Below are 22,627 nucleotides of genomic sequence, written 5' to 3'. Positions count from 1 at the left end.
ACCCGGAAGCAGTACGTGCCGATGCAGCAGGCGCTGTCGTCGAAGGACGCGATGATGGAGTACGTCCAGCACACGGGCTCGGCGCACTTCGCGGTTGGACGCACCGAACGCCACATTGGGTGCTCCGCCGATGCCCCCACCTCCACCCTCAACGGAGGCGCTTCGCGCCGCTGCGTTGATTCAACGCAACCAACGCCACATTGGGGCGCTTACCGGGCCACTCGCTCGTCCGTGCCCGGCACCTTGGCCGTGGTGATGGCGATGCGGTTCCACGTGTTGATGCTGAAGATCAGCGCGAGCAGCTGGGCCAGTTCCGCCTCGCCGAACTCCCTGAGAGCCCGGGCGTAGACGTCATCCGGCACGCCGCCGTCGGCGACCAGCGTGACCGCTTCCGTGAGGGCCAGCGCGGCCTGTTCCTTCTCGCTGAAGAAGTTCGTCGCTTCCGGCCAGACCGCGACCATGTGCAGCCGCTCCTCGCTTTCGCCGGCTTTGCGGGCGTCGGAGGTGTGCATGTGCAGGCAGTACGCGCAGCGGTTCAGCTGCGACGCGCGGATCTGGACCAGCTCGACCAGTGCGGGGTCCAGACCGGCGCGGGCGGCGGCGTCGAAGCCGATCAGGGCCTTGAAGGCCTTCGGGGCGGTCCGGGCGAAGTTGAGGCGGGAGTTCGTCATGACCAGAAATCTAGGACCTGGTTGACCGGCGTGTAGGGTGCATTTCCGTGCCGGAATCATGGGTCAATTCGGGCGTCGACCTGCACCTCGACCTCCGCGGCGCCGGGGGCAGGCGGGCCGCGCTCATCGCCGCGCTGCGGGACGCCGTCCGCGACGGGCGGCTCGCCCCGGGGACCCGGCTGCCGCCCTACCGGTCGCTGGCCGCCGATCTGGGGCTGGCGCGCAACACCGTCGCCGACGCCTACGCCGAACTGGTCGCCGAAGGCTGGCTCACCGCCGTGCAGGGTTCCGGTACCCGCGTCGCCGAGCGCGTCGAGCCCCTGAAAACGGCCCGGATACCGAAAAAGGTCCCGAAAACCGCGGGACCGCGACACAATCTCAGGCAAGGCCAGCCGGACGCGACGTCGTTTCCGCGCACCGAATGGCTCGCCGCCGCGCGCCGCGCGCTGAACGTCGCTCCGCACGACGCCTTCGGCCCCGGCGATCCGCGCGGCCGACCGGAACTGCGGGAGGCGCTCTCCGGGTACCTCGCGCGGGCCCGCGGCGTGCGGACGTCACCGGACCGGATCGTCGTGTGCTCGGGATTCGCCCACGCGCTCCGGCTGCTGTTCCCGGCGGTGCTGCCCGGCTCGCTCGCCGTCGAGGCGTACGGCCTCGCGTTCCACCGCTCGATCTTCGCCGCCGCGAAGGTCCGCACGATTCCCCTTGCCCTGGACGAACACGGCGCGCGCGTCGAGGACCTGGCCGTGCCGACCGTCCTGCTCACGCCCGCGCACCAGTTCCCGACCGGCGGCCCGCTGCACCACGATCGCCGCGTCGCGGTCGTCGGCCACGTCCGCGCGACCGGCGGCCTGCTGATCGAAGACGACTACGACGGCGAGTTCCGCTACGACCGCAAGCCGGTCGGCGCGGTCCAGGGCCTCGACCCTGAGCACGTCGTCTACGCCGGTTCGGTGAGCAAGAGCCTGTCACCCGCGCTGCGGCTCGGCTGGCTGGTGCTGCCCGAGCGCCTCGTCGACGCCGTGCTGGCCGTGAAGGGCGAGCGCGAGGCCTGGGCGGGCGCGCTCGACCAGCTGACCCTGGCCGAGTTCATCGCCGCCGGCGCGTACGACAGGCACATCCGGCGGATGCGTCAGCGCTACCGGCGCCGCCGTGACCTGCTCGTGGGAGCGCTCGCCGAGCAGGCGCCGCACGTGGTGCCCACCGGCATCGCCGCCGGCCTGCACGCCGTGCTGCGCCTGCCGCCGGGCACCGAGAAAGCCGCGCTCAAGGCCGCGGCGTGGCAGGGACTCGCGCTCGACGGCCTCGCCGCCTTCCGGCACCCGGACAGCAGGATGTCCACAATGGACGGACTGGTCGTCGGCTACGCGACCCCGCCCGAGCACGCCTACGCCGCGGCCCTCGCCGCGCTGTGCCGCGCGCTGCCGCCCGCGTGAAGTGTCGTCCCGACGGTCAACCGACGATGTCGATCTCGAACGGGTCGGCCGCGCTGTAGTTGATGTCGGCCCACACCGCGCCCGGCAGCTCGTACCGCCGGTGCGAGGTGAGCTTGCTGTTGTAGCCCGGTGTCTGCGTGGGGTTGTGGCCGACGCCCTGGCGGTCGTTGCCCCAGGCGAAGATGTCGCCGACCCACATCGGCTTCGAGAGGCCGTCACCGCCGAGCCGCGGCCGGATGATGACGGCCGCGCCCGGGCTGCCGGACAGGAAGACCCGCACCGCGTTCTGGTCGGCGTTCGGCGGGGTGATGGTGATGCGCTCCATGATCTCCACTCCAGTCGAGGCGGATCCGTTGTCGTCGTCGACGCCGGGCCAGTAGTCGAGAACGGACGAGACGTCGTAGCCCGGGGCGACGTTCCCGAGGTACTGCTTGGCGACCGCGCCGTCGGGGATGGCGGGATCGCCGTCGTAGCGGGCGATCCAGTAGTGCGGTTGGGCGACGCCGGCGTCGGAGAAGGCCGCCCGCACCGACGGCCAGGTCGAAAGGTTGCAGTAGATCGTCGGGTCGGCGCCCGCCGCGCGGCGCATCCGGACCCAGCCCGGCGCCTCGGCCGGTGTGGCGTCACCGGGTTCGACGTCGAGCACGTGGCCGGCGTTCGTGCCGGCTTTCTTGACAATGGTGACCTTGATCGCGCGGGGGAAGCGCTCCCAGTCCGCTGCCGACCAGGGTTCGATTTTGATCTTGTCGATGTATCCCGCGACCATCCGGGCGTCGGCGGGGATGTTCGCGGCCGTGACCGCGTCGTACATCGTGCGCACGGGTCCGTCTCCGTTCGGTTTCCGTCTCGCCGTTCCGGGGACAGCGAAATCGTTTCCGCGATCCGCCATCGTGCAGTTAACCACGTGGGGCGGGCGTCAAGCCGCAATTGTCACGCAGTTCTTGTCAATCACCAAGACGGCGGCATCGCGCAATTCCTTCACCGCGGTCTCATGCACCGTTGGTGACGTTCCGCTTCCGGTACTGGCTTCCTGGTCACCCGGCTGGCAAGCTGCCAGCACTTCACGAGGAAGGTGCGTGCATGGCGGCACACCCGGCGCGGGCCCGGCGGATCGACGCGCGGGTCGTCGTCCTGAGCGTGCTGCTCGTGGCCGCCCTCCTCGCGTGGGCCGGCGTCGACTACCTCAGGGACCGGCTGGCCGGTGGCGGCTGTGACACCACGACGCCGGTGCGCATCACGGCCGCGCCGGACATCGCGCCGGTGCTCGCCACGCTCGCCCGGACCGTCCCGGAGCAGGACTGTTACGCCGTCGAGGTCACCGCGAGCGCGTCGCCGGCCACCGCGGCGGCCCTCGAAGCCAACGGCGCGAACGGCCCGGACGTCTGGGTGCCGGAGTCGAGCACCTGGCTGCTGCAGGCCCGCGACGGCGGCGCGTGGAACCTGCCCGAGTCCGGTCAGCCGGTGGCGAGTTCGCCGGTGGTGCTGGCGCTGACCGACGAGGTCGCCGCGAAGGCCGGCTGGCCGGGGAAGTCGCCGACCTGGCCGGACGTCCTCGCGGGCAGCCCGGTCGGGCTGCCCGACCCCGCACGCGATCCGGCCGGGATCGCCGCCCTGATCGGCCTGCGGCAGCTGACCAAGGACGCGCCCGACCCGGCCGCGGCCTTCACCGAGGAGATCCGGAAGCTGTCGGCGGTGAAGGAGCCGTTCACCGCCTCGCCGGCGTCGGAGCAGTCCGTGCGGGCCCGCAAGCTCGTCGCGGCCTACCCGCCGGCGGCGGTGCCGAGCTTCGACTACCCGTACGTCGTGCTGCCACGCGCTTCGGAAGCGTCGCGGTCGGCGGCCGAGCGGTTCCTGCGGCTGCTGCTCGACCAGACCGCCACGAAGACCTTCGGCGACGCCGGGTTCCGGACCCCGGCCGGGCAGCTGCTCGGCGACGGGCCGTCGGACACCCGCACGGACGCGGCGCCGCGCCCGGCCGGGCCGCCCGCGCCCGAGGCGATGTACGGCGTGCTCCAGGCGTGGGCCGGGGCGAACCTCAGCGCCCGCGTCCAGGTGCTGCTCGACGTGTCCGGCTCGATGGCCGCCACCGTGCCGGGCACCGGCCGGAGCCGGATGGCGCTCACTCTCGAGGCTGCGACGCAGGGGCTCGGGCTGTTCAAGACGACGACCGAACTCGGCCTCTGGCTGTTCTCCACCAAGCTCGACGGCGACAAGGACTTCAAGGAACTGCTGCCGGTGCGGTCCATCAGCGCGCAGCTCGCGGCGGGTGGCCTGGAGAGGCTGCAGTCGGTCAAGCCGAAGCCCGGTGGCGCGACCGGGCTGTACGACTCGATCCTCGCCGCGTACCAGAACGCCCGGCAGAACTGGCAGCTCGGCCGGATCAACGTCGTCGTCGTGCTCACCGACGGCCGCAACGAGGACGGCGATTCGGTCGGCCTGCCCGGCCTGCTCGCCGAGCTCGGCAGGCTGCAGGACCCGCGGAAGCCGCTGCCGGTGATCGGGATCGGCATCGGCCCGGACATCGACGCCGGCGAGCTGCGCCAGGTTTCGGCCGCGACCGGCGGCGAGTCCTTCACCACGCCGGACCCGCGCAAGATCTCCGACGTCTTCTACCAGGCACTGAGCAAGCTCGTGTGCCAGCCACCCGCCTGCAAGAAGTGAGGACACCAGTGTTGCTGGAGACCGAGAAGCCCGCGCCTCGGGTGATCCGAAGACCGTCCGCGGTGGTGCTCGCGGCGTTCGTCGCCGGGCTGGTGCCGTTCGCGCTGCACGCGTGGGCGGCGCTGCACGGGAACCTCTCGCAGGACGACTTCATCATGACCTACCGGTCGGCCGCGGCCGGGCCGTTCGACCTCGGGTTCCTGTTCCAGGACTACCACGGGCACCTGAGCCCGGGCGGGTTCTTCCTCGCCGCCGTGGCGACCGCGTGGGCGCCGTTGAACGTCCCCCTGCTGATGCTGCCGCTGCTGCTGATGCGGGCCGTCGCGACGGTGCTGTTCTGGTGCCTGCTGGTGCGCTGTTTCGGCAGGCGGTGGGCGATCCTGGTGCCGTTCACCGTGTTCTCGGCGTCGACGCTGTTGCTGGTCCCGACGCTGTGGTGGGCCTACGGCGTCCAGATCGTCCCGGTGGTGCTGGCCACCGCCGGTGCGCTGCACGCCCACGTCCGGTACCTCCAGGACGGCGGCCGCTGGTGGATCGGCGCCTTCGCCTGGACGGTGTTCGGGCTCGCGTTCTACGAGAAGGCCGCGGTGATCCCGGTGCTGCTGGCCGGCGTGACCGTCCTGCTCGGACGGTCGTTCCGGGCGCACCCGCGCTACTGGGCCGGGCACGCCGTGCTGCTGGCCGGGTTCGTGGCCGGCTTCTTCGCGATGACGTCGAGCCAGGTCGCGCAGGGTGCTTCGCCCTTGACGGCCGGCATGGCCGCCGACCTGACCGGCCGCATGCTCGGCGACACCCTGCTGCCGGGCCTGGCCGGCGGGCCGTGGTCCGGCCCCGGCCCGGGGGCGACCTGGGCGCCGTCGCCGTTCGTGGTCGTCCTCGTGCTGCTGGCGGTCGCGCTGGCCGTGGTGATCGCGGGCGTGCGCGTCGGCGGGCGACGCGCGTGGGGCGCCTGGGTGCTGCTCGCGGCCTTGTTCGCGGTGGACGTCGCCCTGCTCGCGCTCACCCGGCTGCGCGAAGTCGGCCCGGGGGCAGGCGACGATCCCCGGTACGTCGCCGATCTGGCGCTCGTGGCCGCCCTTTGTGGAGCGTTCGCCTTTCTGTCACCGGACGCGGTTGCGCCGTCCGGCGGAAAGCGTGAACGGCCGATCGCCCTAATTCTCAGCGTGCTTTTGCTCGCCAGTTCCGCGGCGGGTTTTTCGCGCCTTTCCCCGGCGCTGCGATTCGGCCATTCCGGACAGTACGTCGGCAATGTCCGCGCGGCCGTGGCGGAAGATCCCGATCTCGTCTTCTACGACACCTTCGTCCCGTCCGATGTGGTGCACGAATGGTTCGGGGCGGACTCCCGCGCGTCCCGCGTGGTCGGCCTGCTGCCCGGCGCGCGCTTCGACCAGCCGTCGAGCCGGATGCACCTGCTCGACGACACCGGCAAGCCGCACCGGATCACCGGCGTGGACCCGGTTTCCCGCGGAGTGCCGGGCCCGGCGGCGAACTGCGGGTACGCGGTCGGCGAGGCCCAGGTGCGCATCCCGCTGGACACGCCCGTGCTCGGCCGGCACCTGCTCAAGCTCGATTACTACACTTCGGACGGTGGCGAAGGCCTGGTCGAGCGGACGCCGGTGTGGTTCCAGGCCGGGCTGCACTCGCTGTACCTGCCGGTGGACGGCCTCTTCGACCACATCGGCGTGCGGCTGTCGAGCCCGGGCGCGCCGGTGTGCGTCGCGAAGGTCGAGGTCGGGAAACCGGTTACCCAGTAAGTCTCAGTACGGGTCGTACGGGCTGTCGTGCCCGAGCAGCCGGGCCACCGGCCGCAGCCGCAGGCGCAGCAGCACCTTGAGCACGACGTTGCGCAGGAACCACGGCAGCTGAGCCAGCACGCGGAGCCGGTCGGCCGCCGACGGCGGCGCCAGCCGGAACCGCGCCAGCGACGTCGCCCGGTCCACATAGGTGTACCGGCGTCCGAAGAGGACCTTCGCGATCGTGCCGAGCGTGACGCCGATCGAGGAGAAACAGTCGTGGACCAGGATTTCCGCACCCGGCGGCAGGTGTGCCGACCAGCGCAGGTCGTCGGTGTAGGTCCAGTAGTCGTGTTTGCCGTCGATGTAGAGCAGCTGTAAAGGCCGGTCCCAGTCAGGACGCAGTTCCGTGCTGTAGCCGGCGACGAGCTCGACGACGTCGTCCAGCCCCGCGTGGCGGATGTTGCGCTCGAACAGCTGCCGCGTCGGCGATCCGCCGAACAGCCTGCCGTCGACGAACGGGTCGACCGCGATCACCGTGGCCCCGACCGTGCGGGCGGCCGCGCCCAGGACGATCGTGGATCGGCCCTGGTGGCTGCCGATTTCCAGGACGACGTCGCCCTTCTCGAGGCGGCGTGCGGCCTGCCACAGCGCCTCGCCCTGCGCGCGCGTCATCCAGCCCTTGACCGGCTCGGCCAGCGCCCACGCGTCGGCGAAGCCGTCCGACAGGGACGCGCTCTCGTAAGCCGTGTTCTCGGAGGAGATGGCGCACCTGCCCAAGCTCGGGAAAATCGTCGGCACATGGTAGCCAGGTTTCGGCTTAGTATCTACCGGATGGTAACCACCACCCGCGAACGCACCCGGGACGACGCCCCGCCGGAGTCCGGCGGCGCCCGCGGGTTCTCGCCGGGTGCGTTCTTCCGCCGTCCGGCGCTCTGGATCGTGCTGGCGCTGACCACGTTGTCATTCCTGCAGATGCCGGGGAAGACGACGTTCGACACCAAGCTCGACCTCGCCGTCGACCCGCTCGCCTTCCTCGGCCGGGCGCTGCACCTGTGGAACCCGCAGGCCACCGCCGGGGAGCTGCAGAACCAGGCGTACGGCTACCTCTTCCCGATGGGGCCGTTCTTCGCGCTGTGCCAGGCCGCCGGCGTGCCGGCGTGGGTCGCTCAGCGGCTGTGGGGCGCGGTCCTGCTGTCGGCGGCGTTCGGCGGCGCGCTGCTGCTGGCGCGGGCGATGAAGATCGGCACCGAACGCACCCGGCTGATCGGCGCGCTCGGGTACGCGCTGGCGCCCCGGATGCTCACCGAGATCGGCGGTCTCTCCGCGGAGATGCTGCCCGCGGTGCTGCTGCCGTGGGTGCTGGTGCCGCTGGTGCGGGCGGGGACGACCGGCTCGCCGCGGCGAGCCGCCGGGTTGTCCGCGCTGGCCGTGTTGTGCATGGGCGGCGTGAACGGCGCGATGGTCGTGATGGCGCTCGTCCTGCCGGGACTGTGGCTGCTGACCCGCCGCTGGACGCGGTCGCACGTCGAGCTGGTCCTGTGGTGGTTCATCTTCGTCGTCGGCGCGACGCTGTGGTGGATCCTGCCGCTGCTGCTGCTCGGCGAGTACAGCCTGCCGTTCCTGGACTACATCGAGTCCGCGACCAACACCACCGCGCCGATGTCGCTGTTCGAGGTGCTGCGCGGGACCAACCAGTGGGTCGCCTACGTCGTCCAGGGGACGCCGTGGTGGCCCGGCGGCTGGTCGCTGATCGACAACCCGGTGCTGATGCTCGCCACCGGGCTCGTCGCCGGCGTCGGCCTGCTCGGGCTGACCCGGCGCGGCCTGCCGGAGCGGCGGTTCCTGGTGCTGGGCGTGCTCACCGGGCTGACCCTGCTGACCATCGGCTACGTCGGCACGCTCGACAGCCCGCTGGCCGAGCAGGTCCGGCACCTGCTCGACGGGCCACTGGCCCCGCTGCGCAACGTCCACAAGTTCGAGCCGGTGCTGCGGCTGCCGCTGATGCTGGCGTTCGTGCACGGCATCTCGAGCTCGCCGCGGCCGAGCCCGGTGAAGCCGTCGCGCCGGTACCTGCGGCCAGCGCTGGGCCTGCTGCTGGTGCTCGTGATGGCCGCGCCGGCGTGGCTGCTGAACCTGCGCTCCGGCCCGGGCTGGGACGACGTGCCCGGCTACTGGCACGACGCGATGGGCTGGGTCGCCAAGGCCGGCCCGGACGCGCGGACGCTGCTGCTGCCGGCCACCGGGTTCGGCGAGTACGACTGGGGCCGCACGGTCGACGAGCCCGCGCAGGCGATCGCGAAGAGCCCGTGGGCGGTGCGCAACCAGGTGCCGCTGGGGTCCGAAGGGAACACGCGGCTGATGGACTCCGTGGACGCGGCGCTCGCCGACGGCCGCGGCGACCCCGGGCTCGCCGCCCTGCTGGCGCGCTCCGGGTACCGGTTCCTGCTGCTGCGCAACGACATCGAGCGCGACCGGACCGCCGCCCCGCCGATCGCCACGTTGCGCGCGGGACTGGCCGGGTCGCCGGGCATCGGCAAGGCGGCGGAGTTCGGGCCGCTGGAGGTCTACGAGGTGAAGCGGCCGGTGCCGCTCGCCACCGCGACGTCCACAAAGGACGTCCCGACGGTGAGCGGCGGACCGGAGAACCTGCTCCCGCTGATCGGCTCCGGCCAGCTCGACCCGGCGACGCCGACCGTGCTCACCGGCGACGGCGGCTCGCCCGGCGGGCCGCGGCTGGTCACCGACGGCCTGCGCCGCGCCGAGCGGAACGTCGGCGGCGTGCGGGACAACCTCAGCCAGACCCTGACCGCCGGCGAGGCGTTCCGCCAGCAGCGCGCCGCGGGAGACTTGCTGCCGTTCCCGGGGCAGGAGCACCAGACCGTGGCCGCCTACCGCGGCATCCGCTCGGTGACGGCGTCGACGGCCGCGTCGTTCGCCGACGCCTTCGGCGGGTCCGATCCCGGGCACCAGCCGTTCGCGGCGATCGACGGCGACCCGCGCACGGCGTGGCACTCGTCGTCGTTCACCGGGCCGATCGGCCAGTGGCTCGAGGTGGAGCTGGACACCCCGCGGCTGGTGACCTCGGTGGACCTGCAGATGGTCGACGACCTCCGGGTGGGCTGGCCGCCCACCCGGATCCGGATCACCACCGACAACGGCTCGGTCGAGCAGCAGGTGATCCGCGGCGCCGGGGCGCACGACTACCCGGTGGCCGCCGGGGTCACGCGCAAGGTGCGGATCACGTTGCTGTCGCTGGTGGTCGGGCGGCAGGACGGGAACGTCGGCATCGCGGAGCTGAAGATCCCCGGCACCGAGCCGCAGCGCGCCCTGGAAGTGCCCGCCGACCTGCCCGTCGGCCCGGCGCCCGGGTTCGCGTTCACGCGCGGCCCGCAGCCGCGCTACGCCTGCCTGCCGTCCGACGGCACCGTGCGCTGCGACGCGTCGGTAGCCCGTGACGGCGAAGAACCCGACGGGGTCCGGCGGCTGTTCAGCACGCCCGCCGAGGAGACGTACCTGGTCGGCGGCACCGTGCTGCCGGCGGGCGGCGGGCGGAACCCGGTCGCGCTCCCCGGGGTCACGGTCGCGTCGACGTCACAGCTCGGCGGCGACCCGGCGGCGAGCGGGTTCGCGGCCGTGGACGGCGACGCGGGCACGACGTGGCGGCCGGACGCCACCGACCTGCGGCCGACGCTGACCCTCGGGTGGACCGGCCAGAAGCGGATTTCCGGGCTGCACATCGGGGTTTCGCCCGGCGGCGGGGCGCGGGTTCCCCGGCAGCTGGAGCTGGCCGGCCGGTCCGGCACGCGGACGGTGCAGCTCGACGCGAGCGGGTCGGCGACCTTCGAGCCGCTGGACACCGACCAGCTGCAGATCGTGCTGCCGGGCGACGACGACGATCCCACGGCGAGGTCGGTGGTCGGCATCGGCAGCCTGGAACTGTCCGGGACCGACGGGCTGCTCCCGGGGCCGGACCCGGCGTTCACGGTGCCGTGCGGGGCCGGGCCGAACGTCCACCTCGACGGGCTCGACTACCGGACGTCGGTGCAGGGCACGCTGTCCGACATCACCACGCACCGGCCCCTGGAACTGCGGATGTGCCGGGACTCCGAGGGCGGTATCGACCTCCCGCCCGGTGGGCACGAGCTGCGCACGGACCGGTCGGAGTCGTTCGTGGTCCAGGACCTGTGGCTGCGCCCGGCGCACGCCGCCACGACGCCGCCGGTGCACCGCGCGGTGCAGGTGGGCGCGTGGGACGCGGCGTCCCGGTCGGTGACGGTGGCGCCGGGCGAGGAAGCGGTGCTGGCCGTCCCGGAGAACGCGAACGCGGGCTGGGTGGCCACTTTGGACGGTCACGAGCTGACGCGCACCCGGGTGGACGGCTGGCAGCAGGCTTGGCTCGTCCCGGCGGGCGACGGCGGGGTGGTGTCCCTTTCGTTCGTGCCGGACAGCGCGTACCGGACGGCGTTGCTGATCGGCGCGGCGGCGGTGCTGTTGATGCTGGTCGGCGTCGCCTGGCCGGCCCGCAGGCGGTCGTTTTCGGTGGTGCCGGGGAGCGGGATCGTGGTGCCGGTGGTGCTGATCGGGTTGCTGGTGGCGCTGGGCGGGATGCTGCCGGTGGTGCTGCTGATCGCCTGCCTGCTGGCCCGCCAGTTCTCGGAGCGGGCGCCCAGGGTGCTGGCTTTCGGCGGCATGGCGGTGGCGGCCGCGGTTTCGGTGACCGGACGCGTCCTCGGCCACGGCCAGGACTGGGCCTACGGCCCGGTGACCCAGGCCGCCCTGCTGCTGGCAGCGGCCGCGATGGTGGCCACGTGCGTGGACTGGTTCACCCGCAAGCAAAACCCAACCAAGCCAACCCCCTAGGTACACGAGCTCAGCCACGTAACTCGCGTGATTGGGGCCGTAACTCGCGTGATTGGGGCCGTAACTCGCGAGATCCGGCTTCAATCACGCGAGATCCGGCTCTGGTCACGCGAGATCCGGCTCTGGTCACGCGAGATCCGGGTTTGGTTTCCGGGTTGTCCGGGTGGGGAGCTGGGCGGTTCGGCGGGAACGTAGCTCGAGGACCGCGCCCGCCACCGCGAGACCGCCCGCGCAGCAGGCCGCCGCCGTGACCACCTGGGTCGCCGAGTCGTGGAGCCAGGTCGTGATCAGCACCGCCTCCACGCCGACCGCGGCCCACATCAGGATCGTCACGCGGCGGTCGCCGTCCGCCAGGCGGGCGTACAGCAGGATCTGCACCAACGCCAGCATCGAGCCCGCCAAGGCGAACGGCCACACCGGCATCGTGCTGCCGGTGTACCGCGCACCCCCGATCAGCGGCAGCAGCCGCGGGCCCAACACCGCGGAAACCAGCAGCACGAAGAAGTCCAGTGACGCGCACACGGCCAGGGCGACCGGCAGGACGCGACGGCGGCCGGCGCCGTGCGCGAACCGGGGGAGGACCAGCACCCCCACCGCCTGTGGCAGCCAGTACGCGATCTTCGTGACGATCGCGCCCAGCGCGTACTCGCCGGCGGCGCCGGCCGGCAGCGTGTGCCGCGCGAGGACGAGGTCCAGGTTCACCAGCAGCACCAGGGCCAGCATCGCTTGCGCCGTATGGAGTACTTCGCCGCCGTGGCGGTCGGCCCAGCGGGGACGCGGGCGGCCGCAGATCTGCCAGCTCACCCCGATCACCACCAGCGAACCGATCGCCGTCCCGGCCAGCGCGCCCGTCGTCGTCCCCGACACCAGCAGGCCCGCCAGCGAACCGCCGACCTTGCCGGCGCCCTCCAGCGCGATCAGCCCGGCCAGCGTCGCGAACCGGTGGCTGCCCTGCAGGAGCCCGTGGAACAACCCCAGCAGCGTCAACGGCCCGAGCGCGGCCGTCACCAGCAGGGCCGGCGCCAGTGAGCCCAGGTGCAGCAGGAGCACCAGCAACGGGCTGAGCGTCAACGCCACCGTCGCGACGATCCCGCTCGTCACCAGGCCCAGCGCGAACAGCGACCCCGTGTGCTGCGGTGACCGGGCCACCCGCAGCGCCACCACGGTCTGCAGCCCCATCGCCGGGACGACGCCGATCACCAGCACCGCCAGCAGCGAGCTGAGCTCCCCGAACGCGCCGGGCGCGAGGATCCGGGCGGCCGTCAGGCTCAGCACGTAGCTGCCCGCGTTGTTGCCCGCGAGCGCGAGCGAGACGAGGATCGCCGCGACCCGGTTGCCGGTCCGGGCCGGGACTTCGGTGTCTACGCTCAACGGGGGGCTCCCATTACCGGCGGGTAATGACCAGGGACCCTAACCGCGCGGGCAACGGAAAGGAAGGGCAGTGGACGCACCGAGCAGGCGGCTCGCGCTTCCCGTGCTGTCCGCCGTGCTGGCCTTCGCCGTCTGCGCGCCCTTGCTCGGCCGTGGCTTCGTCCTGAGCTACGACATGGTGTTCGCGCCACGGCAGTACTTCGTGCCGGACGCCTTCGGGCTCGGCAGCACGCTTCCGCGGTCCGTCCCCGCCGACGCCGCCGTCGCGCTGGCGACCACCGTCGTGCCCGGCGACATCGTCCAGAAGATCGTCCTGCTCCTGGCGATCTTCTTCGCCGCGCAGGGCGCGGGACGGCTCGTCCCGACCGAGCACCTCGGCACCCGGCTCGTCGCCGCGACCGCTTACGCCTGGACTCCGTACGTCGCGGAGCGGCTGTTCATCGGGCACTGGCCGCTGCTGCTGACGTACGCGTGCCTGCCCTGGATCGTCCGGGCCGGGCTCGAGCTGCGGAAGCGGGAACCGGACGCCCTGCCGAAGCTGATCCTCGCCTGCGCCCCGGCGGTGCTGACCCCGCCGGGCGGGGTCCTCGCCGCCGCCGTCGCGGTCGTCGCCGCGGGGGCGCACCGGCTCCGGCCGACGATCGCGATCGCCGTCGTCCTCAACCTGCCGTGGCTCGTGCCGACGTTCCTCAACGCCGGCACCACGTTGTCCGACCCCGCCGGCGTCACCGCGTTCAGCGCCCGCGCCGAAAGCTTGGGTCCCGCCCTGCTCAGCGTGCTCGGGCTGGGCGGCATCTGGAACGCCGAAACGGTGCCCGGCAGCCGGGCCATGCCGCTGATCCCGGTGCTGGTCCTCGTCACGGTCGCCATCGCGGTGGCCGGGCTGCGGACGCTCGCCGCGCGGTGGGGGACGGCGCCGGCCCGGTCCCTGTCCCTCCTCGGCGTCGTGGGCGTGCTGCTGGCCTCGCTGGCGACGTTGCCGGGCGGGGACACGCTGCTGACCGTGGCGACCCGGCACGTGCCCGGCGCGGGACTGCTCCGGGACGCCCAGAAATGGGTGGCCTGGTGGGCGTTGCCGCTCGCGCTCGGCTTCGCGCTGGCCATCGAAGTGGCCGCGGCGAAGCTGCGAAGTCCCCAAGGACGGGTCGCGCTCGTGGCAGCGGCGGTCGCGTTCCCGCTGCTCACCATGCCGGACCTGGCCTGGGGCGGCTGGGGACGGCTCGGCACCGCGCAGTACCCGGCCGACTGGCGGGCGGTGGCCGGGGTGCTCGACGCCGACGACCGCCCCGGTGACGTGCTCGCGCTGCCGCTCTCGGCGTTCCGCGGGTTCGGCTGGAACGACGATCGCACGCAACTCGACCCGGCGCCGCGCGCGCTCGGAAGACCCGTGCTGATGGACGACACCCTGCAGGTCGGCGCCGACCGCGTCGCCGGCGAGGACCCGCGGATCGGTGACGTCCGCGCCGCGACGTCCGCGCGGGAGCTCACCGCCGCGGGCATCGGCTGGATCCTGGTCGAACACGGGACGCCCGGCGAGGTCGACTCGCGGTTGCTCGCCGACGCGACGCCGGTGTGGTCGGGTGACTGGCTGACGCTCTACCGGACACCGGGTGTGCCGTCGGTGAAAGCGATCTCGTGGGCGCCCGTGTTGGTGGCGAACGGAGTAGTGCCGGCGTTGCTGTGCGTCGCACTGTTGTGCCGCATGTTACCGATGCGTACATTGAGCCGCGGCAGGATTCTCCCGCCGCGGAAGGAGTGACACGTGGGCACGGTCATCGGCGTGGTCGCCGCCGTCATCATCGGGGGCGGCATGGCCACCGGAGCGGGTTTCGCCCTCATCGAGGGTGCCGATCCGGACACCTCCGCCCAGGTGCAGCAAAAGCTCAACGCACAGGTGAAGTACAACCCCGCCGACCACCCGGCCAAGCTCTACGGGAACCGCTGACGCGGTGACCCGGCTCGCCTCCGACCACGCCCACCGCGTCGTCGGGCTCTATGGCGATCCCACCGTTTCCTGGAGCATCCTCCTCGAAGCGGCACTCGGCACGGCCGCGCCGGAACCCGAAAAGCTCCGCGCGCGGCTGGCCGCCGCGATCCAGCAGCACCCGCACCTCGGCGTGGTGCCCGAAATCGAGCGGACCTCCGCCGCGGATCTGCCGTCCCTTCGCGAGCGGTTCGCTTCGGCGCCTTACGAACGCGCCGACCCGCTCGTCCGGGTCGCCGTCTGTGCCGGCGAACCCGCGCTCCTCGTGGCCGCGCACCACGGCGCCCTCGACGGCCTCGGCCTCCTGGCTCTGCTCGGCGTCCTCCTCGATGTCCCGGTTTCGTCGGGAGCGACCGGGATCGGCGCACGCGAAGGCGGCAAGCCCTTTCTCGTTTCGGCCGTCCAGCGGCTCGCTGAGGCGCTTTTCGCGCCGCCCGGCCGGATCGTGCCCGATCGCGCCGCTCCGGCCGCCGGCGACGTCTTCGCCGCCCGGCACGAGCCTCGGCTGCGGCTGGGCGCCGCGGGATTCGTCGCGGCCGCCGCCCGCGCCACCGAACGCTGGAACCGCGCGCACGGCGCCCGCGCCGCCCGCGTCGTCGCCGCACTGGGCGCGTCGCGGCGGTCCGGCGCCGCGCCGGAACCCGTGCACGACAGCGCGTTCTTCCGGCTGCGGCTGGGATCCGGCCGGAAGGACGTCGCCGCGGTGCTCGCCGCGCAGCCGCCAGAGCCGGACTTCCCCGCGCGCAGCAGCCGGCTCGCCCGGCTGGGCACCCGGTTGCTCGCGAGCCGGCTCGGCTCGACGTTCCTGGTGTCGAACCTCGGCGTGGTGTCCACCGGGGACACGGTGCGCTCGCTCGCGTTCTACCCGGCGGCGAGCGGCCGCTCAGGCGTGGCGTTCGGCGCGGCGACCACCGGCGGCACCACCACGGTGACCGTGCGCGCCCGCCGCAAGGACTTCGACGCGGCCGCCGTCGCGCGGCTGCTCGGCGAGTTCCGGGACGCGGTGCGGGAGCAAGCGGGGCCGCCATGACGTGAACGGCTCGTTCCTGTTGTCTGACGACAGGAACGAGCCGTTCACGACGTCAAGGCCGCGCCGCGCGCCTGGCTCACCACGCGCGGCCGGGGCGCCGGCTGCCCGGAGACGTCCCTGACCAGCGAGGCGAACTCGCCGACGCTGCTCTCCCAGCTGAACTTCCCGGCCCGCTCGACCCCGGCCAGGCCCATCTCCGCGCGCCGCGGACCGTCGGCGAGCAGGCCGTCGACCTTGGCGGTGAAGTCGTCGAAGTCGTCGGCGAGCAGGCCGGTGCGACCCTCCACGATGGACTCGGCCACGCCACCGGCGGCGCGGTAGGCGATCGACGGCACGCCGTGCGCGGCGGCCTCCATGATGACGATGCCCCAGCCCTCCTTGACCGACGGGCACAGGTGCAGCCACGACCGGGCGAGGATCTCGTGCTTGGCGTGCTCGTCGACCCAGCCGTGCAGGACGACGCGATCCGCGACGCCGCGCTCGGCCGCGTGCGCGCGCAGCACCTCGTCCCACGGTCCCTGGCCGACCACCTCGAGCCGCAGGGCGGGCCAGCGCCGCGCGAGCCGCGCGACGACGTCGATGGCGTGCTCGATCCGCTTGTGCGGCACCAGCCTGCTCACCGCGACCAGGGTGGGCTCAGCGTCCCGTTCGGACACGCACGGCGGCGGCGCGTCGAGGCCGTTGGGCACCACGGTGACGCGGTCCTGTTCGACACCCAGCCCGGCCAGCTCCGCCTTGGTGACCTCGGAAACCGTGACGTAGCGGCACTTGCGGAACAGCCACGGCGCCAGCCGGGACTCGATCCACCAGCCGACCCGGCCGAGCGTCTCGCCGAGCGCGCTGATCCACTGTTCCTTGTGGACGTGGTGCACGAGCACCAGCACGGGGCAGCCGGCGACCAGCCGGGCGAAGAACGGCATGCCGTTCTGCACGTCCACCACGAGATCGGCGCGGGCCCGGCGGATCGCGCGCAGCGCGTGCGCGTACACGCCGAACTTGTTGCCCCGCCGCCGGTAGCGGACGCCGTCGCGCCACTCGCCCGCGGTCGCGCCCGGGTAGGCGGCGCACTGGATCTCGACCCGGTACCCGGCTCTCGCGAGCCCTTCGGCCATCCGCTCGACGTACCGTTCGGAGCCGCCACCCTCGGGGTGGCCGGTGTCGCGCCAGTTGAGGAGGAGCACGCGAGGACGTTCCATCGGGTTATCCAAACTTTGGCGACGATGCTAGGTTACTGGTGCGTACACAGTAGATGAACGTATTCGGGAAAGCGACGGTTCAATGGTAGGTAATCCGGTTATCGCCGCGACGGCGCAGTCGCATCGCGCCACGCTCCGCCGTTCCGTGACGCTGTTCCGCACGTTCCTCACCGAGCAGACGGACCCCGACGGATTCTATTCCGCGCTCGCCGCCGACTCGGTCCGGCAATTGGCGGCACACGCTCCGCTGTCCGGACGCACGGTGCTCGACGTCGGCGGTGGCCCCGGCTATTTCTCCGACGCGTTCCGCGCGGCGGGCGCGGCCTACCTCGGGCTCGACCCGGACGTCGGCGAGCTGTCCGCGCGCGGCGAGCCCGGCGAGAACATGATCCGCGCCAGCGGCACGGAACTGCCGGTGCGCAGCGGATCCGTGGACGTCTGCTACTCGTCGAACGTGCTGGAGCACGTCCGCGAGCCGTGGGTCATGCTCGACGAGATGTGCCGGGTGACCAAGCCCGGCGGCACGGTCTTCGCGTCGTTCACCCCGTGGCACTCGCCGTGGGGCGGGCACGAGACCGCGCCGTGGCATTTCCTCGGCGGTGACTACGCGCGGCAGCGTTATCTACGGAAACTCGGAAAAGAACCGAAGAACAAATTCGGGGAAAGCCTGTTCCCGGTTTCGGTCGGCGCCGCGCTTCGCTGGGCGAAAGCGACGCCGCTCGCCGATCTGGTGGCCGGGTACCCGCGTTATCACCCGAGCTGGGCGATGTGGATCGTGCGGGTTCCCGGCCTCCGGGAAATAGCGTCCTGGAATCTGGTTCTGGTGCTGCGCCGGCGCTGAGCCGGCTCAGTGGCCGGCGCTGACCGGCACCCGCCGCCGAGGCCGCGGCGGGGCCGGCGGCTCGGCCGGACGGCGACGGATCAGCAGGACGAGCGCGACGACGATCAGCACGCCGCCGCCGATCCCGAGCCAGAGCGGGCCGGTGCTCGACAGGAACTCCAGCCTGCCCTTGTTCGCGTTCACCTGGTCGACCATCTGCGAGATGGTCTTGCCGTTGAACGCGAGCGTCCCGTCGAACACGACGGCCGGGCTGGTGGTGCCGCTGCGGAGCTCCTGGTGCTGCTGTTGCTGCTGCTTGACCTCGATCCCGGTGACCGGCTCGACCCACATCGTGTTGACGCCGCGGTAGTAGAGGTCGGCCTTGACGGTCGGCTGGTCGGAGCCGACCAGCGAACCGGGCACCTCCTTCGTGGCGACCTTGGTGTCCTGGATGTTCTGGACGAACTTGTAGGTCTCGATCCCGTTCACCGTCTCGGTGCCGGTGTACCGGGCGGTGACGGCCGTGCCGGTGTTGTCGTCGTAGACCTTGTAGTCCTTCTGCTCGGTGCCGAACGGGAACTTGAAGTTCAGGCCGGGCTGCGCCTTCTCGATGTTCGTCTCGGGCGGCTTCTGGCCGTTGGTGTCGGCCTTGTCCTTGAGCTCGGTGACGTAGCTGCTCTTGGCGTCGCACTTCGGGTCGGTCGCGCCGTGCGGGTCGTAGCCCTCGGCGGTGTGCCGGTCGAAGCAGACCTGACGCTTGCTCGCGTTGACGACGGTGTTGTCCGCGTCGTCGACGACCTGGACCGCCAGCAGCCAGACCGCGTAGTCGGTGCCTTCGTGCATCTCCGGCGCGGCGAAGTTCGCCTGCACGCGGCCGGTCGCGGTCAGTTTCGCGTTTTCGCGGATCTCCGCGACCGGGCCGGTGCCCTTGTCGGTCACGGCGAGGACCTTGCTCGCGGTGCCCTCGAGCACCGACGTCGAGTCCTGGTCCAGCGGCACCTTGGTGAGCTTGGGGTAGACGTAGGTCGGGAGGAGCACCGCTCCGGCGACCGCGAAAACCCCCAGTGCCAGCAAGATCAGGGCGAAAGCTCGTCGCAACGGTCCTCCTGGGTCGTACCGCGTAACATCCAAATTACCCGGCGGTAATCAGTGCGCAGATAGTGGCCCCCGCCACGTCGCACGTCAAAGTGTGACTCGCGGTCACAGGCACCCCGTGCGACCGGAAGGCGGCATGGGCACGACCGTTCGGACCAAGCGGCCAAACATGTTTGTTCCCGGGCACAACGGGCATGGGCCCACCATCGGACGATCCTCACCCCGCCGCGCCCGGTTCGCAAAGGAGTACCCCCGTTTTGTCGCAGGACCCATCGATGGTCGCCATCGCGGCCACCGCGCGCTGGCGGGCCCGGATCGTGGCGGCCGCCGCGAGCGCGGGGATCACCCTCACCGACTCCGCGCCCGGGGCGCCCGGCATCCGGGTCCTCGCCTGCGCGCCGGGCGACCTCGCGGCGTTCGTCCCGCGGCTCGGCGCCGGCCGCGAGCCGGCTTTCCCGGCGATCGGCGCGCACTCGGACTCGATCGCCGACCGCGAGCTGCGGGACGCCGTGGCGGACGTCGCCGCGCTGCTCTCCTTGCACGGCAACGTGGTGCTCGACCTCGACGCCGGCGGGCGCCGCCGCCGGCGGGCCCGGCCGGACGTGGTCGTCTCGGCCGGGGTGGACCGTCCCCAGTGGACGGAGCCGGCGGTGACGCTCCCGGTGGGCACGGACCGGCGCGGGGGTCCGCTCACGGTGGCGCTCACCGCCGGTCCCGGCTTCGAGGGCGCGCTGCTCGAGCTGGCCCGGCTCGTCGAGGCCGACGCGGCTTAGCGGTCCTGGCCGGCGACGGCCGTCACCCGGATCTCGACGCGCATGCCCGGGGCGCCCAGTGCCGCGACGCCGATCTGGGTCCAGATCGGGGCGCGGTCGCCCATGCGCTTGCGAAGCTGCTCCACCATGACCCGGGTGTGGTCGTCGCCGATCGTGTCGGCCGCGGTGGGGACGTGGAACGAGTCCATGGCGATCACGTCGGCCCAGGTGGCGCCCGCCGTGGCGAGGGTGCGCTCCACGTTGTCGAAGGCCTGGACGATCTCGTCCTCGAGGGACTCCGGGAAGACGGTGTTGTCGTCCCAGCCCCCTTGGCCCGAGATCTCGACCCGGTCGCCGACCCGGACCGCTTGGACGTAGTGCAGGGTCTCGAGGTGGCGGGGGCCGTATCCGGGGGTGACGAAGAACTGCGGCCGGCTCATGGGAATCCCTTCGATTGACTTCACGCTTGAAGTCATCGTAGCGCGATCTGACTTCAAGCGTGAAGTGATCTGGGACTCGGTAGGGTGCCGTCATGGCCACCACTGCCACTCCGGAGCCCGCGGACCAGGCACGCTGGCTCAGTGCTGCCGAAAAGGAAGCCTGGACTGGCCTGGTCTCGCTCATCCTCCTGCTCCCGGGGCGGCTCGAGACGCCGTTGCAGCGCGAAGCGGGCCTGACGCTGTTCGAGTACCTCGCGCTCAGTCAAGTTTCGGAGGCGCCGGAGCGCCGCCTGCGGATGAGCGAGCTGGCCTTCCTTGCCAACGGTTCCCTGTCGCGGCTGTCCAATGTGGTCAAGCGGTTCGAGCAGCGGGGCTGGGTGGAGCGCTCACCCGACCCCGGCGACGGCCGGTACACCCTGGTCACGCTCACCGATGCGGGCTTCGAAAAGGTCGTCGCGGCCGCGCCCACGCACGTGCGCAGTGTCCTGACGGTGCTCGACCCGCTCACCGCGGCCGACCAGCAGGCGCTGGCCCGCATCGCCGCCAAGCTGCGGGTGCGGCCCGAGGACCTGGCCTAGCGACTAGTCGTCGACCCATTCGAGCAGGTCGCCGGGCTGGCAGCCGAGTACCCGGCACATGGCTTCGAGGGTGCTGAAGCGCACCGCCTTGGCCCGGCCGTTCTTCAGCACGGCGACGTTGGCCGGCGTGAGCCCGACCTTCTCGGCGAACTCCCCGACGGTCATCTTGCGCTTGGCCAGTTCGACGTCGATGCGCACGACGATCGCCATCAGATGACCGCTTCCAGGTCGGACCGCAGGGTGGTGGCCTGCCGCAGCAGTGCGCGCATGACCACCATCAGCAGGCCGATCACGGTGATCCCGACGGTCACCAGGAACAGCAGCATCGGCATCCCCGGGTCGTCCGCGTTGAAGCCGGCGAAGATCAGCATGCCGGCGAAGACCAGCCACGCGGCGGCCACGGCCCAGACGATCGCGTCGACCCACTTCAGGGACGCGCTGGTGAAGATCCGGTCCTTCTTGACCAGTGTCAACAGCTTCCAGGTCGCCACGACCACGACCTGGACGCACAGCACGAGGAACACCGCGATGGCGGTCAACGGCCAGCGCAGGTTCGCGTCGTGCGGGTTCTGCTGCGTGTGGTAGGCGATGCTGCCCGGCAGGGAAAGCGTCTGGAACACGAGGAGGACGCCGAACAACACGACGAGGAAGACCCGGAGTGCGGCGACGGCGCGTCTTTCGGTGAGCATGAGACGACTATCGTCGCTTATCTATCGAAAGTCAATCGATACCCATTGATCTACGATGGCTCGGGATCGAGGCGGACCGATTCGAGGGCGACGTACAGCTCGCCGATGTCGACCGGGTCGGTGAGGTCGCGCTTGGTCAGGTCCTGCACGCGGCGCAGCCGGTAGCGGACCGTGTTGGGGTGCACGAACAACCGGTCCGCGGCCTCCTTCGCCGAGCCGTGACCGGCGAACCAGGCCAGCAGTGTGTCGAGCAGGACCTTGCGTTCCGCGCCGGGCAGCGTGAGCACGCCGCCCAACGCGGCCCGCACGACGTCGCGGGCCATCTCCGGCGCGGCCGCGACCAGCGTGGTCACCGGCGAATCGCCGAACACCACCACACCAGCCGTCGCCGACGGCAGCGAGCGGCGGGCGATCCGGGCCCGGTGCAGCGCGTCCGGGATGTCGGGGAACCCGGTGAACGGCCGGCTCATCCCGGCCGCCACCGGCAGGGAGCCCAGGACTTCCCGCAGCCGCCGGACGTCCTCGAGCCGGTCGATCGCGACCAGCCCGGCCTCCCCGCCGGGGCGCCACACCGACCGCCAGCGACGCGCCCGCAGCAGCGCCTCGACGGTGTCGTGTTCGTCCGGCTCGACGCGTTCGGTGACCACGGCGACGAACATGCCGGCGGTCGGCAGCCCCAGCTCCCGGACGGCGGCCTCCATGTCGGTCTGGCTCGTGAGCCTGCCGCGCAGCAGGTCGTCCAGCAGCCGCGCGTTCGCGTGCGACGGCTCGGCCGCGACCTCTTCGTACGCCGTGGTCAGCGCGTCGGAGTAGAGGTCGATCGCCTTCCAGACGTAGGAGTTGATCTCGATCGTCCGGGTCGGGTTGAGGAACTCCGGGCCGGCGAGCTCGAGCAGGGCCTCGTAGACGAAGGTGCCGCCGATCCGGAACGCGCGCAGCACGGCGGGCAGCGGGATTCCCCGCCGCGCCTGGACGAGGCCGGTCTTCCGGGCGGCGTCGAGGGCGAGGCCGCGGCCTTCGGCCAGCGCCGTCAGCGCGCGTTCGAGGTTGGCCCGGCAGACCTGGCGCAGCTCGCCGGGCGCGACGTGGTCCACCTGGCGGTAGAACTCGTCCTTTTCGCTGAGCAACCGGGCCAGGCGGTCGGCGAACTCCGGCAACCTGGCGAGCATCTCGCGCACCAGCTCACGGTGTTCGCGAGGTACCGGCTTGGCCAGAGCTTCAATGCCCATTCCTCACTTTAACTCGGGGCCATGGCCCGGGATACGCACGAACTTGAGCAAAATTCATGTCCCCGGGTGGCCTGAGGTG

The 22,627-nt window shown here is 72.0% G+C and carries 20 protein-coding genes; 10 read left to right on the top strand and 10 right to left on the bottom strand.

Features of this window, described 5'->3' with window-relative positions; genetic code table 11:
• Positions 1 to 209 precede the first annotated feature (209 nt).
• Positions 210 to 671, bottom strand: a complete 462-nt coding sequence (locus AB0M82_RS29850; protein WP_364728666.1) for a carboxymuconolactone decarboxylase family protein — start codon at positions 669 to 671, stop codon at positions 210 to 212.
• Positions 672 to 718: 47 nt separating this feature from the next.
• Between AB0M82_RS29850 and AB0M82_RS29845 the strand changes: the two genes are divergently transcribed.
• A complete protein-coding gene (locus tag AB0M82_RS29845) occupies positions 719 to 2,107 on the top strand; it encodes a PLP-dependent aminotransferase family protein (RefSeq protein ID WP_364728663.1) in 1,389 nt (462 codons plus the stop codon).
• A 16-nt stretch (positions 2,108 to 2,123) separates the two neighbouring features.
• On the opposite strand, the gene AB0M82_RS29840 is transcribed toward AB0M82_RS29845, so the two are convergent.
• A complete protein-coding gene (locus AB0M82_RS29840) occupies positions 2,124 to 2,927 on the bottom strand; it encodes a hypothetical protein (protein ID WP_364728661.1) in 804 nt (267 codons plus the stop codon).
• A 260-nt stretch (positions 2,928 to 3,187) separates the two neighbouring features.
• On the opposite strand from AB0M82_RS29840, the gene AB0M82_RS29835 reads away from it, so the two are divergent.
• Positions 3,188 to 4,768 carry a substrate-binding and VWA domain-containing protein gene (locus AB0M82_RS29835; RefSeq protein WP_364728658.1) on the top strand — a complete coding sequence of 527 codons (1,581 nt, stop codon included), beginning with the start codon at positions 3,188 to 3,190 and terminating at the stop codon, positions 4,766 to 4,768.
• Positions 4,769 to 4,779: 11 nt separating this feature from the next.
• Entirely contained in the window at positions 4,780 to 6,522 is a 1,743-nt protein-coding gene (locus AB0M82_RS29830) for a hypothetical protein (protein WP_364728655.1), read from the top strand.
• A 3-nt stretch (positions 6,523 to 6,525) separates the two neighbouring features.
• On the opposite strand, the gene AB0M82_RS29825 is transcribed toward AB0M82_RS29830, so the two are convergent.
• The gene (locus AB0M82_RS29825; RefSeq protein WP_364728652.1) at positions 6,526 to 7,281 is read right to left on the bottom strand and encodes a class I SAM-dependent methyltransferase; all 756 of its coding nucleotides are present in this window, start codon (positions 7,279 to 7,281) and stop codon (positions 6,526 to 6,528) included.
• A 54-nt stretch (positions 7,282 to 7,335) separates the two neighbouring features.
• Between AB0M82_RS29825 and AB0M82_RS29820 the strand changes: the two genes are divergently transcribed.
• Positions 7,336 to 11,364, top strand: coding sequence for an alpha-(1->3)-arabinofuranosyltransferase (locus AB0M82_RS29820; protein WP_364728649.1), 4,029 nt, complete (start codon positions 7,336 to 7,338; stop codon positions 11,362 to 11,364).
• Between the two features lie 126 nt (positions 11,365 to 11,490).
• On the opposite strand, the gene AB0M82_RS29815 is transcribed toward AB0M82_RS29820, so the two are convergent.
• A complete protein-coding gene (locus tag AB0M82_RS29815; RefSeq protein ID WP_364728646.1) occupies positions 11,491 to 12,735 on the bottom strand; it encodes a polysaccharide biosynthesis protein in 1,245 nt (414 codons plus the stop codon).
• 70 nt (positions 12,736 to 12,805) lie between these two features.
• Between AB0M82_RS29815 and AB0M82_RS29810 the strand changes: the two genes are divergently transcribed.
• The 3 genes from AB0M82_RS29810 to AB0M82_RS29800 are packed head-to-tail and all read left to right on the top strand — an operon-like array spanning position 12,806 to position 15,749.
• The gene (locus AB0M82_RS29810) at positions 12,806 to 14,494 is read left to right on the top strand and encodes a hypothetical protein (protein ID WP_364728644.1); all 1,689 of its coding nucleotides are present in this window, start codon (positions 12,806 to 12,808) and stop codon (positions 14,492 to 14,494) included.
• Between the two features lie 3 nt (positions 14,495 to 14,497).
• Positions 14,498 to 14,680, top strand: a complete 183-nt coding sequence (locus AB0M82_RS29805; protein WP_364728642.1) for a hypothetical protein — start codon at positions 14,498 to 14,500, stop codon at positions 14,678 to 14,680.
• A gap of 4 nt (positions 14,681 to 14,684) precedes the next feature.
• The gene (locus tag AB0M82_RS29800; protein ID WP_364728639.1) at positions 14,685 to 15,749 is read left to right on the top strand and encodes a hypothetical protein; all 1,065 of its coding nucleotides are present in this window, start codon (positions 14,685 to 14,687) and stop codon (positions 15,747 to 15,749) included.
• Positions 15,750 to 15,793: 44 nt separating this feature from the next.
• On the opposite strand, the gene AB0M82_RS29795 is transcribed toward AB0M82_RS29800, so the two are convergent.
• Entirely contained in the window at positions 15,794 to 16,930 is a 1,137-nt protein-coding gene (locus AB0M82_RS29795; protein WP_364728692.1) for a glycosyltransferase family 4 protein, read from the bottom strand.
• Positions 16,931 to 17,090: 160 nt separating this feature from the next.
• Between AB0M82_RS29795 and AB0M82_RS29790 the strand changes: the two genes are divergently transcribed.
• Positions 17,091 to 17,786 carry a class I SAM-dependent methyltransferase gene (locus AB0M82_RS29790; RefSeq protein ID WP_364728636.1) on the top strand — a complete coding sequence of 232 codons (696 nt, stop codon included), beginning with the start codon at positions 17,091 to 17,093 and terminating at the stop codon, positions 17,784 to 17,786.
• Between the two features lie 6 nt (positions 17,787 to 17,792).
• Here the strand turns inward: AB0M82_RS29790 and AB0M82_RS29785 are convergent, their stop codons facing one another.
• Positions 17,793 to 18,863, bottom strand: coding sequence for a DUF3068 domain-containing protein (locus tag AB0M82_RS29785; RefSeq protein WP_364728634.1), 1,071 nt, complete (start codon positions 18,861 to 18,863; stop codon positions 17,793 to 17,795).
• A 272-nt stretch (positions 18,864 to 19,135) separates the two neighbouring features.
• Here AB0M82_RS29785 and AB0M82_RS29780 point away from each other — a divergent pair, with 272 nt between their 5' ends.
• Positions 19,136 to 19,633: a hypothetical protein gene (locus tag AB0M82_RS29780; RefSeq protein ID WP_364728631.1), complete on the top strand. Its 498-nt coding sequence runs from the start codon at positions 19,136 to 19,138 to the stop codon at positions 19,631 to 19,633.
• Here AB0M82_RS29780 and AB0M82_RS29775 read toward each other — a convergent pair.
• Positions 19,630 to 20,052 carry a RidA family protein gene (locus tag AB0M82_RS29775; RefSeq protein WP_364728628.1) on the bottom strand — a complete coding sequence of 141 codons (423 nt, stop codon included), beginning with the start codon at positions 20,050 to 20,052 and terminating at the stop codon, positions 19,630 to 19,632. The two genes, AB0M82_RS29780 and AB0M82_RS29775, sit on opposite strands and share 4 nt — an antisense overlap.
• Before the next feature lie 92 nt (positions 20,053 to 20,144).
• Here AB0M82_RS29775 and AB0M82_RS29770 point away from each other — a divergent pair, with 92 nt between their 5' ends.
• Positions 20,145 to 20,630, top strand: a complete 486-nt coding sequence (locus tag AB0M82_RS29770) for a MarR family transcriptional regulator (protein WP_364728625.1) — start codon at positions 20,145 to 20,147, stop codon at positions 20,628 to 20,630.
• Positions 20,631 to 20,633: 3 nt separating this feature from the next.
• Here the strand turns inward: AB0M82_RS29770 and AB0M82_RS29765 are convergent, their stop codons facing one another.
• Genes AB0M82_RS29765 through AB0M82_RS29755 form a run of 3 tightly spaced genes read right to left on the bottom strand, consistent with a single transcriptional unit; the run spans position 20,634 to position 22,548 of the window.
• Entirely contained in the window at positions 20,634 to 20,840 is a 207-nt protein-coding gene (locus tag AB0M82_RS29765) for a helix-turn-helix transcriptional regulator (protein WP_364728623.1), read from the bottom strand.
• Positions 20,840 to 21,319 (bottom strand): DUF2975 domain-containing protein, encoded by a 480-nt coding sequence (locus AB0M82_RS29760; RefSeq protein WP_364728621.1) that lies wholly within the window; start codon positions 21,317 to 21,319, stop codon positions 20,840 to 20,842. Before AB0M82_RS29760 ends, AB0M82_RS29765 begins: the two co-directional genes overlap by 1 nt.
• A 50-nt stretch (positions 21,320 to 21,369) precedes the next feature.
• Positions 21,370 to 22,548, bottom strand: a complete 1,179-nt coding sequence (locus tag AB0M82_RS29755) for a helix-turn-helix domain-containing protein (protein WP_364728618.1) — start codon at positions 22,546 to 22,548, stop codon at positions 21,370 to 21,372.
• Between the last annotated feature and the right edge of the window lie 79 nt (positions 22,549 to 22,627).

The organism is Amycolatopsis sp. NPDC051128, assembly GCF_040682715.1.
Taxonomy (GTDB): Bacteria; Actinomycetota; Actinomycetes; order Mycobacteriales; family Pseudonocardiaceae; genus Amycolatopsis.
The sequence above is the reverse complement of the archived record's forward strand: the minus strand, read 5'-3'. Positions and strand labels throughout refer to the sequence as shown.